The sequence below is a fragment of the Nocardia sp. PLKS1-43 genome (assembly GCF_059510335.1).
Genome location: NZ_JCAJZQ010000015.1, coordinates 130,626 through 143,873, shown reverse-complemented (window position 1 = coordinate 143,873; position 13,248 = coordinate 130,626). Strand labels below are relative to the sequence as shown.

Below are 13,248 nucleotides of genomic sequence, written 5' to 3'. Positions count from 1 at the left end.
CCCGGATCCCGATCCCGAGAGCGGTGAGCCCCGATGAGCGGGCCGGTGATCCGGTGGGAGGCCGAGGCGGATCTGGTGGTGGTCGGTGGCGGCGTCGCGGGACTGACCGCGGCGCGCACCGCCTCGCTGTGTGGACTGCGGGTGCTCACCCTGAGCAAGGGCGGCCCCTCGGACACCTCCACCCAGTACGCGCAGGGCGGTATCGCGGTCGTCGCGCCGCACGGGGATTCGGTGGACTCGCACGTCGAGGACACGGTCGTGGCCGGTGTGGGCCTGTGCGATCCCGAGGCGGTGCGGTCGATCGTCGAGGGTGGCCGCGGTGCCGTGGCGGTGTTGACCGATCTGGGGGCCGTCTTCGATCTGGGCCGGGACGGCGAGGTTTCGCGCACCCGCGAGGGCGGGCACAGCACCCGGCGCATCATTCACGCCGGTGGTGATGCCACCGGTGCGGAGGTGCAGCGCGCGTTGAACGCCGCGGGGCTGCCCGTGCTGTTCGGTGCCGCCGCGCTGCGGATCGTCACCGGTATGCGCGGGGTTCAGGGCGTTGTCGCGGTGTCGGACAAGGGCTTCGGCGTCGTGCACGCCCCCGCGGTGCTGCTGGCCACCGGCGGCCTCGGACAGCTGTACGCCTGCAGCACCAACCCGCCCGGCGCGACCGCGGACGGGATCGCCCTGGCGCTGCGAGCCGGTGCGACCGTCGCGGACCTGGAATTCGTCCAGTTCCATCCGACGGTTCTGTTCACCCCGGGCGGACTGGGACGGCGGCCGCTGATCAGCGAGGCCGTACGCGGCGAAGGCGCGAAACTCGTCGACTCGCACGGGGATTCGGTGACCGAAGGCGTGCATCCGCGCGGTGATCTCGCACCCCGGGATGTGGTCTCGCGGGCGGTCGCGGCGCGGTTGCGCGCCCTGGGAACCGACCACGTCTTCCTCGACGCCCGCGCGATCGACGGCTTCCCGCAACGGTTTCCGACGATCACGGCCTCGTGCCTGGCTGCCGGTATCGATCCGGGCACGGACCTGATTCCCGTCGCGCCGGCCGCGCACTACCAGTGCGGCGGGATCGTCACCGACGCGCACGGCCGCACCACGGTTCCCGGCCTCTACGCCGCGGGCGAGGTCGCGCGCACCGGCCTGCACGGGGCCAATCGGCTGGCCTCCAACAGTCTGCTGGAGGGGTTGGTCGTGGGCGAGCGCGCCGGCGCCGCGGCTTCGGAGCGGCTCGGCGAACCCGGGCGCGTCGGTGCGATCGGCGACTGGGAGCTTGCGCGTGCCGACCGGAAGTTGTTGCAGGAGTTGATGACCGAGAACGCCGGAGTCGTCCGCGACGGCGACGGGCTGCGCGGGGCCGTGCTGCGGCTGCTGCATCTGCTCAACGATCGCGACAGCGCGACTCGCGCCCTGCCCGCGGACCTTCCGGAGCCGGCCGGTTCGCCGGAGGCATACCAGGCGGGCGAGGTCGTCACGCATATCGAGGATGCCGCCCTGACCCTCACCGCCCGCGCCATGCTGCTGGCCGCGGGCGCGCGCACCGAGAGCCGCGGTTGCCACACTCGCTCCGACCACCCCGAAACGCGCGACGATCTGCGCCGCTGTATTCCGGTGCGACTGGGCCCGGACGGCCGTCCGCAGCTGGTCGCCGCCGGCGCCGAACGCGAGAGCGATTGGGGCGCACCGGTACCGAGAGCGTCGTGACACCGGCCGCGCGGACGCCGAGCCGGGGGATCGCCGCCCGGCTCGGCGGGCGTGCGGACGATCGACCATACGAGACGAATTCAGGAGTACACCGATGAGCTTGGACGCCGGACTCGATCGCGGGGAGATCCTCGCCCTGATCCGCACCGCGCTGGACGAGGATCTGCGGTATGGGCCCGATATCACCACGGCCGCAACGGTTCCCGAACAGGCCGTGGTGAAGGCGGCGATGTCCTCGCGTCAGCCGGGCACGGTCGCCGGTATCGATGTCGGGCTGCTGGTGCTGGACGAGGTGATCGGCGCGGGGAACTACGAGGTCACCGACCGGGTGCCGGACGGCACCCGGGTCGCGCCCGGTGACGCCGTGCTGAGCGTGCTCGCCCCGACCCGCGGACTGCTCACCGCCGAGCGCACCATGCTCAATCTGGTGACCCACCTGTCCGGCATCGCCACCGCGACCGCCGCCTGGGTGGACGCGGTCTCGGGCACCGAATGCCGCATCCGCGACAGCCGCAAGACATTGCCGGGCCTGCGTTCTCTGCAGAAGTACGCGGTTCGCGCCGGTGGCGGGGTCAACCACCGGATGGGCCTCGGTGACGCGGCGCTGATCAAGGACAATCACGTGGTCGCCGCCGGATCGGTGGTAGCGGCGCTGCAGGCGGTTCGCGCGCAGGCCCCCGGCATCACCTGCGAGGTCGAGGTGGACACGCTGGACCAACTCGACGCCGTCCTGGAACACGACGTGGAACTCGTTCTGCTGGACAACTTCCCGCTGTGGGCCACCCAGGCCGCCGTGCAGCGCCGCAACGAACGCGCCCCACGCACGAAACTCGAATCCTCGGGCGGACTTTCGCTCGACGTGGCCGCGGAATACGCGGCCACCGGCGTGGACTACCTCGCCGTGGGCGCGCTCACCCACTCCGTGCGTGTGCTGGACCTCGGCCTGGACATGTAGCGGTCCGGCGCGGCCGGACCTCGGCACGCCGCATGGGCATTCGGTCCCAGCGGCGGGTGCGGGTGTCCGGCGCGTCGGCGGACCGCGTCGGCTTCCGCTGGCCAGCACGGCGCCGCGTTGGTCCGCAGCTCCGATCGTGCACCGAAATCCCTGATCTATCCGGTGAGTTCGCGTTCCAGGGGTGTGCGGAAGCGTGGAATCGCGCGGACGTCGCCGTACCACGCCTCGATCCGAGCGGCCTCCGCGGCGATACTCTCGGTCGCCTCGCGGCCGACGTCCTCCAGTGCGCGCCAGACGATCTCGCCGCCGGCGCGCTGCGCCCAGCCGCCGACGACGCGCCCGCCCCACCAAACGGTCGGACCGACATTGCCGTTGCCGTCGAACAGTGCGTCGCGGTGCGGGCCGAGGAACCAGTCGCGGTCCTGCCAGCCCATCGGCGTCGGGTCGAGCGCGGGCAGCAGCGCCGGGCCGGGCTCGGGTTCGGGCACCGGGTCGAGATCCCCGGCGAGCGCGACGCCGACGCCGCCGTCGAGATCGACCTCGGCGATATCGAGTTGCGCCAACGTCTTTCGAACCTCGCCGAGCGTCCAGCCGGTCCACCACTTCAGGTCCGCGACCGGCGCCGGGCCGAACGCGTACAACCACCGGCGCACGATCTCGGCGCGGGCGGCCTCGGCCGACATCGCGGGCACGCCTGCGGGCAGCCAGGATTCGATCGGCTCCCAGACGTATTGCGTACTGGCCCAGCTGCCGTTGGGGCGGCCGCGCACGATCCGGCCCTCGCACCCCAGGATGAGCAGGATCCAGGTGGTGATGGCGGTGGGTTTGGAATACGGCTTGCCCGGCGCGGTGTCGACCTGCGTACGCAGCCGCGGCACCGCCGCGCCGAGCTGTGCGCCGGTCGCGCTGCCGCGGGTGAGCAGTTCGCGGTGGGTTTGCTCCTCGACCTCCGCGAGCCAGGCATCGATATCGCCGTCGACGACCTGGGCGAGATGACGCGCGTAGGTGCGGCGCTGTTTGATCGCCTGCGCCTGGGCGCACGCGGCCTGCAGCGCGGGTACCAGATCGATCGGCGCGACGAACATGGTCCGCCGCATCGCCAGCATCCGCAGCAGGGTCCGGTCGGTGTAGAGGGCCTTCTCGATCTGCCCGGGTTCGAGGTCGTGGCTGCGCGCGGCGACGGACAGGAACACCGTCGCGGGATCGGTGGCGTGCAGCACAACCAGCGAGCGGGTGATCGCGGCGGCGTCGTCCACCCGGGCCGAGGCGGCGAGCCGGTGCCGCACCGCCACGCGTGCGCGCCGCTGTGCGGCATCGATCGAACGCATGGGCGAATACTAGCGGGTGCGGTGCTGCGGGACCCGCGATATGTACCGCGTTGTGCGCGCCGCTGTGCCGGCGATCGCACGCGGCGCGACGACCAGCGCGGGTGAGCGGACGCGCCGACGATCTCGTTCCGGTCTCGGGCCGATCTCCTGCGCATTGCACAGCGGCTGCTCATATTTCTCCCGGATCACGCTCCGGCGTCGGCGTCGTCCGCGCGGCCCGCTACACTCGTGCGGGAACACGCGCGGGTGACTGCGCAAGGTAAGTCATGGATCGCGGAGAATTCGGAGTAGTGCCATCGAAACCGGCCAAGTGATCGCAGGGCATTACCGCCTGGTCGAGCGGATTGGTAGCGGCGGCACAGGCGTCGTGTGGCGCGCCGTCGACGAGCGGCTCGAACGGTCGGTGGCGATCAAGCAGATCCTCACCCAGCCCAGTCTGCCTCCGGGTGAGAAGGAGATCGTGCGGGCGCGTGCCTCGCGCGAGGCGCGTAACGCGGCCCGGTTCCAGCACCCGAACGCGATCGTGGTCTTCGACATCACCGACCACGAGGGCGATCCCTGCCTGGTCATGGAATATCTGCAGTCGCAGAGCCTGGCGATGGTGCTGTCCTCGCAGGGCACGCTGCCACTGGCGCAGGTGGCGCGGATCGGTGAGCAGGTGGCCTCGGCGCTGGTCGCCGCGCATCGGGCCGGGATCGTGCACCGCGACGTCAAGCCGGGCAACGTGCTGCTCGGTGAGAACGGCACGGTGAAGATCACCGACTTCGGCATCTCCAAGGCCAAGGGTGACGTAGCGCTGACCGCGACCGGCCTGATCTCGGGTACCGCCGCCTACCTCGCCCCCGAGGTGGCCCGCGGCACCGATCCGACCCCCGCCGCCGACGTCTTCGCCTTGGGCGCAACGCTTTTCCACGCCCTCGAGGGTGAGCCGCCCTACGGCAGCAACCCCAACCCGCTGGCCCTGCTGTACGCGGCGGCCAACGGTCAGCTCAGTCAGCCCCGTAACGCCGGACAGTTGACCGACCTGCTGCTGGATCTGCTCAGCTTCGAGCCCGAGGACCGGCCGAGCATGGTCGAGGTCCGCGATCAGCTCGCCGAATTCGCCGATATGGCCGACGACGCCGTGCCGACCCGGATGCTGGCCACGCATCGCCCCGCCTCGCGCCGCCAGGCCACCCGCACCCTGGATCGCCGTGCCGAGCAGGCCGAGATCTCCACCGCGGAGATGATGGCGCAGGAGGCTCCGTCGGAGCCGAGCCTGCCGCCCGTGCGCCCGGCCCGGAACAACGGACACCCCACGCGCTCGCACGCGGTGGCGGCCCCGCCGCCGGAGGAACCGGGCAATCGCCGGACCCTGCTGTTCGTCGGCGGTTTCGTGGCGGGCTTGGTGATCGTCGGAGTCGCGCTCTACCTGCTGTTCGGCGGCTCGCCGCCGAAATCCTCGTCCACCGAGGCGAATTCGACATCGACCAGTGCCGCCGCGCAGACCACCGCGCCTTCGACCGCGGCCCTGGGGGAGACCAAGAGCGCGGGTAAGGCCGACGTGGGATCCGCGGCGAGCGTGGTCGCCGACTTCTACAACGCCCTGGTCGCCGACAGCGGCAACCTCAGCACCGCGTGGAAGATGTTGACCCCTGCCGCCCAGCAGGTCTACGGCAGCGAATCGGCCTTCGAGACCTACTGGACGCAGAATCCGGTGACCAAGTGGAGTTCGGTCAAGGGCGCCGGCGGTTCGGGCACCAACTCGGACGGATCGGTCGACATGTCGGTCGGTAACGTGAGCAACGCCGGGCACTCTCGGTCGGTGTCGCTGCGCGTGGTCGTGGGCAGTAACGGTCATCTGCTGATCGACAGCGACACCAAGTCCTAGCCGGATCATTGCGAGCGGCACGTGGTCGCCGCGGTAGTCCGAGTCGCGATCGGGTGTAGTCGACCGCTGGCCGTGCCCGACTGCCGACGTTGGCGAGATGCTCGCAGCCGATCGCTCGCAAGCTCGGGTTCCGGCGCGCGTGACGACGGAACTGCTCGTTGTATTGCCCTGTGTCCCAGCAACTTTCGAGTGTCAGGCGGTCTTCGCGCCCCGGGTGGCGACGAGCATTCGTCCCGGGGCCGACAGCTTTGCCGGCGCCACGTGCGCTCGCCCTGTTGGCACGGCTACGCCCGATGGCGCATTCGCGCCCCCTCGGGTTTTCCGCATTCGTTGTCACGGTTAGCCTTCCACTGTGGATATACGGCAGATGCTCAGAGAGGAGCGCGCCGAATTGGTTGCGCTCCTGCATACGCTGAGTGAGCAGGAGTGGGAGTCGCCATCGCTGTGTGCGGGGTGGCGGGTGCGCGATGTGGTGGGGCATCTGCTGTACGACGCGACTCCGCTGCCGGAGTACGCGATGACGGGAGTGCGTTGCGGATTCTCCCCGGACCGGGTGAACAACACTCTGGTCGACCGGTCCAGGGCCCTGTCCACCGAGCAGTTGCTGGACCGGCTCGAGCACAACCGCGAACACATCACGCGGCTGGTCCCGAAGGTCGGGCTCGCGGATATGTTCGTGCACCAGCAGGACATTCGCCGGCCCCTCGGCTACGCCCGCACCGTGCCTCCCGAACGCCTGCGGGCGGTACTCGCTCACCCCGATCCCTTCGCCCGCCCCGGCCGCTTCACCAGCGGTCTGCGATTCGTCGCGACCGACGTGGAATGGTCCCGGGGCGTCGGGCCGGAGGTCAGCGGTCCGGGCGAAGCCCTGGCCCTGGCCATGGTGGGCCGCAGCGTCGCCCTGGACGAGCTGACCGGTGACGGAGTCCCGATTCTGCGCCTGCGCCACGGATGACCTGAGCGGCCGCCAACCTGCGTGCCGTTGCGCGTCCTCGCCCAGCGATTTAATCCGTGCGGTGCCGGTGCGCAGCCGGAGCCGATCGAGAATCGTTGCGGCCCAAGGCCTTCGGTCTACCGGCCGGATGCCGGGGCGGGCCTCGTCACGGGCGGCCCCGGCACCGGCGAACACTCAATCCCGGGTGAGCGCGTACCCCGACACGTGCGTCGGGCGAATCGCCAGTTTGACGCGATCCTTCGCGTCCGGCGGCACGACCGGCCCGCCGCCGTAACGCTGGGACAGGCTGCTGTACAGCGAACCGTCCGGATCGGGGTCGATATGGTCGACCACCCCGCGCACCTCGATGTACCGGTACGGCTTGTCCGGATCGAAGATCGAGACCGACACCCGCGGTTCGGCGGCGAGATTGCGGAACTTCTGCCGGGCGTTGGTGTGGGTGAACCAGATGAACTCGCCGTCCCAGACGAACCACATCGGGTTGACCTGCGGCGCTCCGTCTGGCCGGGTGGTGCCCAGACTCGCGAAGATCGGCCGCTCCAGCAGGTCGCGGGCCTTCTCGGGAATTTCGACCATCGTGACTCTCTCGTTCGGGGGGTATTCGGTGTACGTCCGAATCGAACCGCGCGGGGGGCTCGACTATGCCCGCGCGTCACCGGCCGGTCGGGCGGCGGATGGCTCGCGGGGCGGACCCGATAGTCTGGTATACGGTCCGGGGCCATCCTGCTCCGGGTGTGATGACCAGCACAGACAAGGATTCCACACCGCTATGACATCCCGCATCGAGCTCGCCCGCGTCGATCTGCGCGGTCGCACTCCCACCGCCGCCGAGCTGCGCACCGCGCTGCCGCGCGGGGGAGTCGACGTCGACTCGGTGCTGCATCATGTGCGGCCGGTCGTGGAGGCGATCCGCGATCGGGGTGTCGAAGCGGCACAGGAGTTCAGCGCGAAGTTCGACGGTGTCGCGCCCGCCTCGATCCGGGTGCCCGCCCGGGAACTGGACCGTGCGCTCGCCGAACTGGATCCGGCCGTGCGCGCCGCGCTGGAGGTCGCCATCGAGCGGACCCGCAAGGTGCACGCCGATCAGCGCCGCACCGACACCACAACCGAGGTGGTGCCCGGTGGCACCGTCACCGAGCGCTGGGTTCCGGTCGAGCGCGTCGGGCTGTATGTGCCCGGCGGGAACGCGGTCTATCCCTCCAGCGTCGTGATGAACGTGGTGCCCGCCCAGGCCGCCGGGGTCGGCTCCCTCGTGGTGGCCTCGCCGCCGCAGGCGCAGTTCGGCGGGCTGCCGCATCCGACCATCCTGGCCGCGGCGAAACTGCTCGGCGTGCAGGAGGTTTGGGCCGTGGGCGGTGCCCAGGCCGTGGCCCTGCTGTCCTACGGCGGCACCGATACCACCGGATCCGAGCTGGAACCGGTCGCTATGATCACCGGCCCCGGCAACATCTACGTCACCGCCGCCAAACGCCTGTGCCGCGGCCTGGTCGGCATCGACGCCGAGGCCGGGCCCACCGAGATCGCGATCCTGGCCGACGCCACCGCCGATCCGGTGCACGTGGCCGCGGATCTGATCAGCCAGGCCGAACACGACGTGCTCGCTGCCAGCGTCCTGGTCACCGACAGCGCCGCGCTGGCCGATGCGGTCGAGGCCGCGGTGAACGCGCAGCTCGAGGTCGTCAAACATCGCGAGCGGGTGGGAGAGGCGTTGTCGGGCACGCAATCCGGCATCGTCCTGGTCGACGATATCGATCAGGGCCTGCGCGTGGTGGACGCCTACGCCGCCGAACACCTCGAGATCCAGACCGCCGACGCGGCCGCGGTGGCGGCCCGAGTCCGCAGTGCCGGAGCGATTTTCGTCGGCGCGTGGTCGCCGGTGAGCCTGGGCGACTACTGCGCCGGATCCAATCACGTCCTGCCGACCGCCGGATGCGCCCGGCACTCCTCGGGATTGAGCGTGCAGACCTTCCTGCGCGGCATCCACGTCGTGGAGTACTCCGAGGCCGCGCTGAAAGATGTCGCCGGTCATGTGGTCGCGTTGTCCAAGGCCGAGGATCTGCCCGCACACGGACAGGCCGTGCAGGTTCGATTCGAGGCGTTGTCATGACGAGTGTGACGAACATCCCGGGTTCGGCGGTATCCCTGGACGATCTGCCGTTGCGGGAGAACCTGCGCGGTAAATCCCCTTACGGCGCACCGCAACTGACCGTTCCGGTGCAGCTGAACACCAACGAGAACCCGCATCCGCCCAGCCGGGCGCTGGTCGACGACGTGGCCGAATCGATCCGGGCCGCGGCGGCGGACCTGCATCGTTACCCGGACCGCGACGCGGTCGCGCTGCGCACCGACCTGGCCGCCTACCTGACCCGCCAGACCGGCGTCGCCCTGGACGTGTCGAACGTGTGGGCCGCCAACGGTTCCAACGAGGTCCTGCAGCAGTTGCTGCAGGCATTCGGCGGGCCCGGCCGCAGCGCCATGGGGTTCGTGCCGTCGTATTCGATGCACCCGATCATCTCCGAGGGCATCGACACCGAATGGGTGGAGGCCAAGCGCGACGCCGATTTCGGCCTCGACGCCGACTACGCGGTGGCGCACATCGCCGAACGTCGTCCCGATGTGGTGTTCGTGACCAGTCCGAACAATCCGACCGGGCACAGCATCGCCCAGGCGGATCTGGTCCGGATCCTGGAGGCGGCGCCGGGCATCGTCATCGTCGACGAGGCGTATGCCGAATTCTCCGGTGCCCCCAGCGCGATCGAGTTGATCGACCGGTTCCCGGCCAAGCTGGTGGTCAGCCGCACGATGTCCAAGGCGTTCGCCTTCGCTGGCGGCCGGCTCGGCTATCTGGCCGCCGCACCCGCGGTCATCGACGCCATGCTGCTGGTACGCCTGCCCTACCACCTGTCGGTGGTCACCCAGGCCGCGGCGCGGGCGGCGCTGCGGCATGCCGACGAAACCCTGGCCAGTGTCGCGGAATTGGCGGTGCAGCGCGATCGGGTCGCGAAAGCGCTGGGGGAGATGGGATTCCGGGTCGCGCCGAGCGATGCCAACTTCCTGCTGTTCGGAGCGTTCGCGGACGCGCCGCGCGCCTGGCAGCGATATCTGGACGAGGGCGTGCTGATTCGCGACGTCGGCATTCGGGGACATCTGCGCGTCACCATCGGCCTCACCGCCGAGAACGACGAATTCCTGCGCGTCAGTGCGATTCTGGCGGACACCGAGCGGGTGATCCGGTGACCGCGACTACCGATACGAGTCCCGAGGCGAGAGCGAGTATGCACCGAACCGCGCGGGTGGAGCGCACCACCAAGGAGTCCAGCATCGTGGTCGAGCTGGATCTGGACGGCACCGGCCGCACCGAGATCTCCACGGGCGTCCCCTTCTACGACCACATGCTCACCGCGCTGGGCGCGCACGCCAGTTTCGATCTGACCGTGCGCTCGCAGGGCGATATCGAGATCGAGGCGCACCACACCGTCGAGGACACCGCGATCGTGCTCGGGCAGGCGCTCGGGCAGGCGCTGGGCGACAAGAAGGGCATCCGGCGGTTCGGCGACGCGTTCATCCCCATGGACGAGACGCTGGCGCACGCGGTGGTGGACGTGTCCGGCCGGCCGTACTGCGTGCACACCGGGGAGCCGGATCACCTGCTGCACACGATCATTCCCGGTTCGGCGGCCTCCGGCTCGGCGAGTTCGGCGCTGCGCCCCGGGGCGCCCTACTCCACGGTGCTGAATCGTCACGTGTTCGAATCCATCGCGCTCAACGCGCGGATCGCACTGCACGTGCGGGTGCTGTACGGCCGCGATCAACATCACGTCACCGAGGCCGAATTCAAGGCCGTGGCACGGGCTCTGCGCGCCGCGGTCGAATTCGACGCGCGGGTCAGCGGCGTGCCCTCGACGAAGGGGACGCTGTGACGAGTTCTGCGGGCCGCTCGGCGCCCAGTGTCGCGCTGCTGGACTACGGTTCGGGCAATCTGCATTCGGCCAACCGCGCCCTGATCCGCGCCGGCGCGCAGGTCACCGTCACCGCCGATGCCGAAACCGCCTTGGCCGCGGACGGTTTGGTGGTGCCGGGAGTGGGAGCATTCGCCGCCTGCATGGCCGGACTGCGCGCGGTGCGCGGTGAACGCATCATCGGCAAGCGTCTCGCGGGCGGTCGTCCGGTGCTGGGTATCTGCGTCGGAATGCAGATCCTGTTCGAACGCGGCGTGGAATTCGGTGTGGAGACCGAGGGCTGCGCGGAATGGCCCGGCACGGTGGAGCGGTTGGCCGCGCCGGTGCTGCCGCACATGGGCTGGAACACCGTGCGCACCCCCGCGGACAGTGTCCTGTTCGCGGGGATGGACGAGCAGACCCGGTTCTACTTCGTGCACTCCTATGCCGCCCAGCGGTGGGCCTGGGACGACGCGGACAGCGCGATTCCCGCCGCGAAGCTCACCTGGGCCGACCACGGCGGGCCCTTCCTGGCCGCGGTCGAGAACGGTCCGCTCAGCGCGACGCAGTTCCATCCGGAAAAATCCGGTGACGCCGGTGCGCGACTGCTGCGCAACTGGGTGAACTCGCTGTAGTTCCCGGTTCGTTGCCGGGGTCGCCGACCGATTCCGGTTAGGGTCGGAACGGTCGGGGACCCGGTCGCGAAAGGGGCTGTTGTGAGTGATCTCGAGAGCGTTTCCGGCACGGGTGCGGTGCCGTCGTGAACATCCTGGCCACGGCATTCGACCTGCCGATGTGGCTGGCCTACATCAATACCGGCTCGACGGGGATTCCGCTGCTGAGCGGTTCGGCGTCGGGGTCGGCGGCGGCCGGCTCCGCTTAGCGGATCCGGCTCAGGCCGGTGGTACCGGATCGACGCGTTCGGCCAGCCAGCGGCCGCCGACGTTGTCCAGGCTCACGTGCATCACGGTGCGTCCGGGGCGAGGCAGGCCCAGGGTCGCGTCGCTGCGCGTGGTCTGGGCCACCGACACCACGATCTGCGCGTGGGCGGGGTCGGAGGTCTGCGTACTGCACTCGATGGACAGCACATCGGAGCTGGTGTGCGTCCCGAGCACGCGATTGCGCCGGTCCGCGCTGGAGTTCTGGAACTCGTCGTGGAACGCGCCGGTCGAGTTGTCCAGGACGCGCTGGTTGTACGCGTCGTAATCGGTGAAGGTGTAGGTCGTGAGCTGGCGGCCGAATTCGCAGGCGGCCATCTGCGCCGGATCGGTCGCGTCGGCGGCGGCGGGCCCGGCCAGCAGGCCGCCGACGGGAATCACGCCGATACCCGACGCGGCCAGCGCGACCATGCCGATACCCGTTGCCGGGCGTGGCAGGCACCTGTGTCGCAGCGTTTTCCGGGACATGACCGCACCCCTTGTGTTGCTCGACGATGCTATGCGAAACCCGTGTCCTCGCCCCCGGCGCACGGGATCCGACCGTCGGTGCGGATCTCGCGCATGCAATGACACGCGCCCATCTCATATTGCCCAGCGAACGGCTCCGCAAACCTGTTCACCGGTCCAGCTCGCCGCCCGGGCGTGTCGTCCGGTTCGCGGACGTCCGCCCGCCGAGCCGAGAACGCTGCGCCGTCGCGCGGGGCGTTCTCGGCCGGGCACGGAGTCCGTTCGACGTCGCGGGCCTGCTGCGGGCCCGGCCCGGAGCCGGGAGCGGCGTGGTTGCCCAGTAGGCTACTGCCGTGAATCTTGTGCTGCTCCCCGCCGTCGATGTCGCCAATGGTGAGGCCGTCCGCCTGGTCCAAGGGGAGGCGGGCAGTGAAACGAGTTACGGATCGCCGCGCGAGGCCGCGCTGTCCTGGCAGCAGGCCGGCGCCGAATGGGTCCATCTGGTCGATCTGGACGCGGCGTTCGGACGCGGCTCCAATCGCGATCTGATCGCCGAGGTGGTCGGCGAACTCGACGTGAAGGTCGAACTGTCCGGCGGCATCCGCGACGACGAATCGCTGAAGGCGGTCCTGGCGACCGGATGCGCCCGGGTGAACCTGGGCACCGCCGCGCTGGAGGATCCGGCGTGGGCAGCCCGCGCGATCGGCGAATACGGCGACCGGATCGCCGTCGGCCTGGATGTGCGGCTGACCGAGGGCGAATACCGGCTGCGCGGGCGCGGCTGGGTCAGCGACGGCGGCGATCTGTGGGAGGTGCTCGAGCGGCTCGAGCGGGACGGCTGCACACGCTACGTCGTCACCGACGTCACCAAGGACGGCACCCTCACCGGGCCGAATCTGGACCTGCTGCGCGAGGTCTGCCAGGCCACCGACGCACCGGTGATCGCTTCCGGCGGCGTGTCCACCCTGGACGATCTGCGTGCCATCGCCGGGTTGGTGCCCGAGGGCGTCGAGGGCGCGATCGTCGGAAAGGCCTTGTACGCCGGGCGCTTCACGCTGCCCGAGGCGTTGGACGCGGTGGGCGGCGTGATCGGCCGGGGACCGGAGGCGGCAGCGGAACGTA

General features: G+C 70.2%; 12 protein-coding genes and 1 pseudogene. 10 read left to right on the top strand and 3 right to left on the bottom strand.

Annotated features, from left to right (window positions below; translation table 11 throughout):
* Positions 1-33: 33 nt before the first annotated feature.
* Complete coding sequence (locus AC5WS7_RS35295) at positions 34-1,695, top strand: L-aspartate oxidase (protein WP_495958967.1); 1,662 nt, start codon at positions 34-36, stop codon at positions 1,693-1,695.
* 94 nt (positions 1,696-1,789) lie between these two features.
* On the top strand, positions 1,790-2,650 hold the full coding sequence (gene nadC, locus AC5WS7_RS35290; RefSeq protein WP_495958966.1) for a carboxylating nicotinate-nucleotide diphosphorylase: 861 nt from the start codon (positions 1,790-1,792) through the stop codon (positions 2,648-2,650).
* 155 nt (positions 2,651-2,805) lie between these two features.
* On the opposite strand, the gene AC5WS7_RS35285 is transcribed toward nadC, so the two are convergent.
* Positions 2,806-3,978, bottom strand: a complete 1,173-nt coding sequence (locus AC5WS7_RS35285) for a winged helix DNA-binding domain-containing protein (RefSeq protein ID WP_495958965.1) — start codon at positions 3,976-3,978, stop codon at positions 2,806-2,808.
* Positions 3,979-4,288: 310 nt separating this feature from the next.
* On the opposite strand from AC5WS7_RS35285, the gene AC5WS7_RS35280 reads away from it, so the two are divergent.
* On the top strand, positions 4,289-5,848 hold the full coding sequence (locus tag AC5WS7_RS35280; protein ID WP_495958964.1) for a protein kinase domain-containing protein: 1,560 nt from the start codon (positions 4,289-4,291) through the stop codon (positions 5,846-5,848).
* A 367-nt stretch (positions 5,849-6,215) separates the two neighbouring features.
* The gene (locus tag AC5WS7_RS35275) at positions 6,216-6,803 is read left to right on the top strand and encodes a maleylpyruvate isomerase family mycothiol-dependent enzyme (RefSeq protein WP_495959032.1); all 588 of its coding nucleotides are present in this window, start codon (positions 6,216-6,218) and stop codon (positions 6,801-6,803) included.
* 174 nt (positions 6,804-6,977) lie between these two features.
* Here AC5WS7_RS35275 and AC5WS7_RS35270 read toward each other — a convergent pair whose 3' ends face one another.
* The gene (locus AC5WS7_RS35270; RefSeq protein ID WP_495958963.1) at positions 6,978-7,379 is read right to left on the bottom strand and encodes a PPOX class F420-dependent oxidoreductase; all 402 of its coding nucleotides are present in this window, start codon (positions 7,377-7,379) and stop codon (positions 6,978-6,980) included.
* A gap of 193 nt (positions 7,380-7,572) precedes the next feature.
* On the opposite strand from AC5WS7_RS35270, the gene hisD reads away from it, so the two are divergent.
* The 5 genes from hisD to AC5WS7_RS35245 all read left to right on the top strand — a co-directional run bounded on the left by hisD (position 7,573) and on the right by AC5WS7_RS35245 (position 11,624).
* A complete protein-coding gene (gene hisD, locus AC5WS7_RS35265; RefSeq protein WP_495958962.1) occupies positions 7,573-8,910 on the top strand; it encodes a histidinol dehydrogenase in 1,338 nt (445 codons plus the stop codon).
* Positions 8,907-10,040: a histidinol-phosphate transaminase gene (locus tag AC5WS7_RS35260; RefSeq protein WP_495958961.1), complete on the top strand. Its 1,134-nt coding sequence runs from the start codon at positions 8,907-8,909 to the stop codon at positions 10,038-10,040. The genes hisD and AC5WS7_RS35260 overlap by 4 nt, the downstream gene beginning before the upstream one ends.
* A gap of 38 nt (positions 10,041-10,078) precedes the next feature.
* The gene (gene hisB, locus AC5WS7_RS35255; protein WP_495959031.1) at positions 10,079-10,723 is read left to right on the top strand and encodes an imidazoleglycerol-phosphate dehydratase HisB; all 645 of its coding nucleotides are present in this window, start codon (positions 10,079-10,081) and stop codon (positions 10,721-10,723) included.
* Positions 10,720-11,376, top strand: a complete 657-nt coding sequence (gene hisH / locus AC5WS7_RS35250; protein ID WP_495958960.1) for an imidazole glycerol phosphate synthase subunit HisH — start codon at positions 10,720-10,722, stop codon at positions 11,374-11,376. Before hisB ends, hisH begins: the two co-directional genes overlap by 4 nt.
* 125 nt (positions 11,377-11,501) lie before the next feature.
* The gene (locus AC5WS7_RS35245) at positions 11,502-11,624 is read left to right on the top strand and encodes a hypothetical protein (RefSeq protein WP_495958959.1); all 123 of its coding nucleotides are present in this window, start codon (positions 11,502-11,504) and stop codon (positions 11,622-11,624) included.
* Between the two features lie 10 nt (positions 11,625-11,634).
* Here the strand turns inward: AC5WS7_RS35245 and AC5WS7_RS35240 are convergent, their stop codons facing one another.
* Positions 11,635-12,147 (bottom strand): hypothetical protein, encoded by a 513-nt coding sequence (locus AC5WS7_RS35240; protein WP_495958958.1) that lies wholly within the window; start codon positions 12,145-12,147, stop codon positions 11,635-11,637.
* 332 nt (positions 12,148-12,479) lie between these two features.
* Between AC5WS7_RS35240 and priA the strand changes: the two are divergent.
* A pseudogene (gene priA / locus AC5WS7_RS35235) lies at positions 12,480-13,205 on the top strand (bifunctional 1-(5-phosphoribosyl)-5-((5-phosphoribosylamino)methylideneamino)imidazole-4-carboxamide isomerase/phosphoribosylanthranilate isomerase PriA); the annotation flags it as partial.
* Between the last annotated feature and the right edge of the window lie 43 nt (positions 13,206-13,248).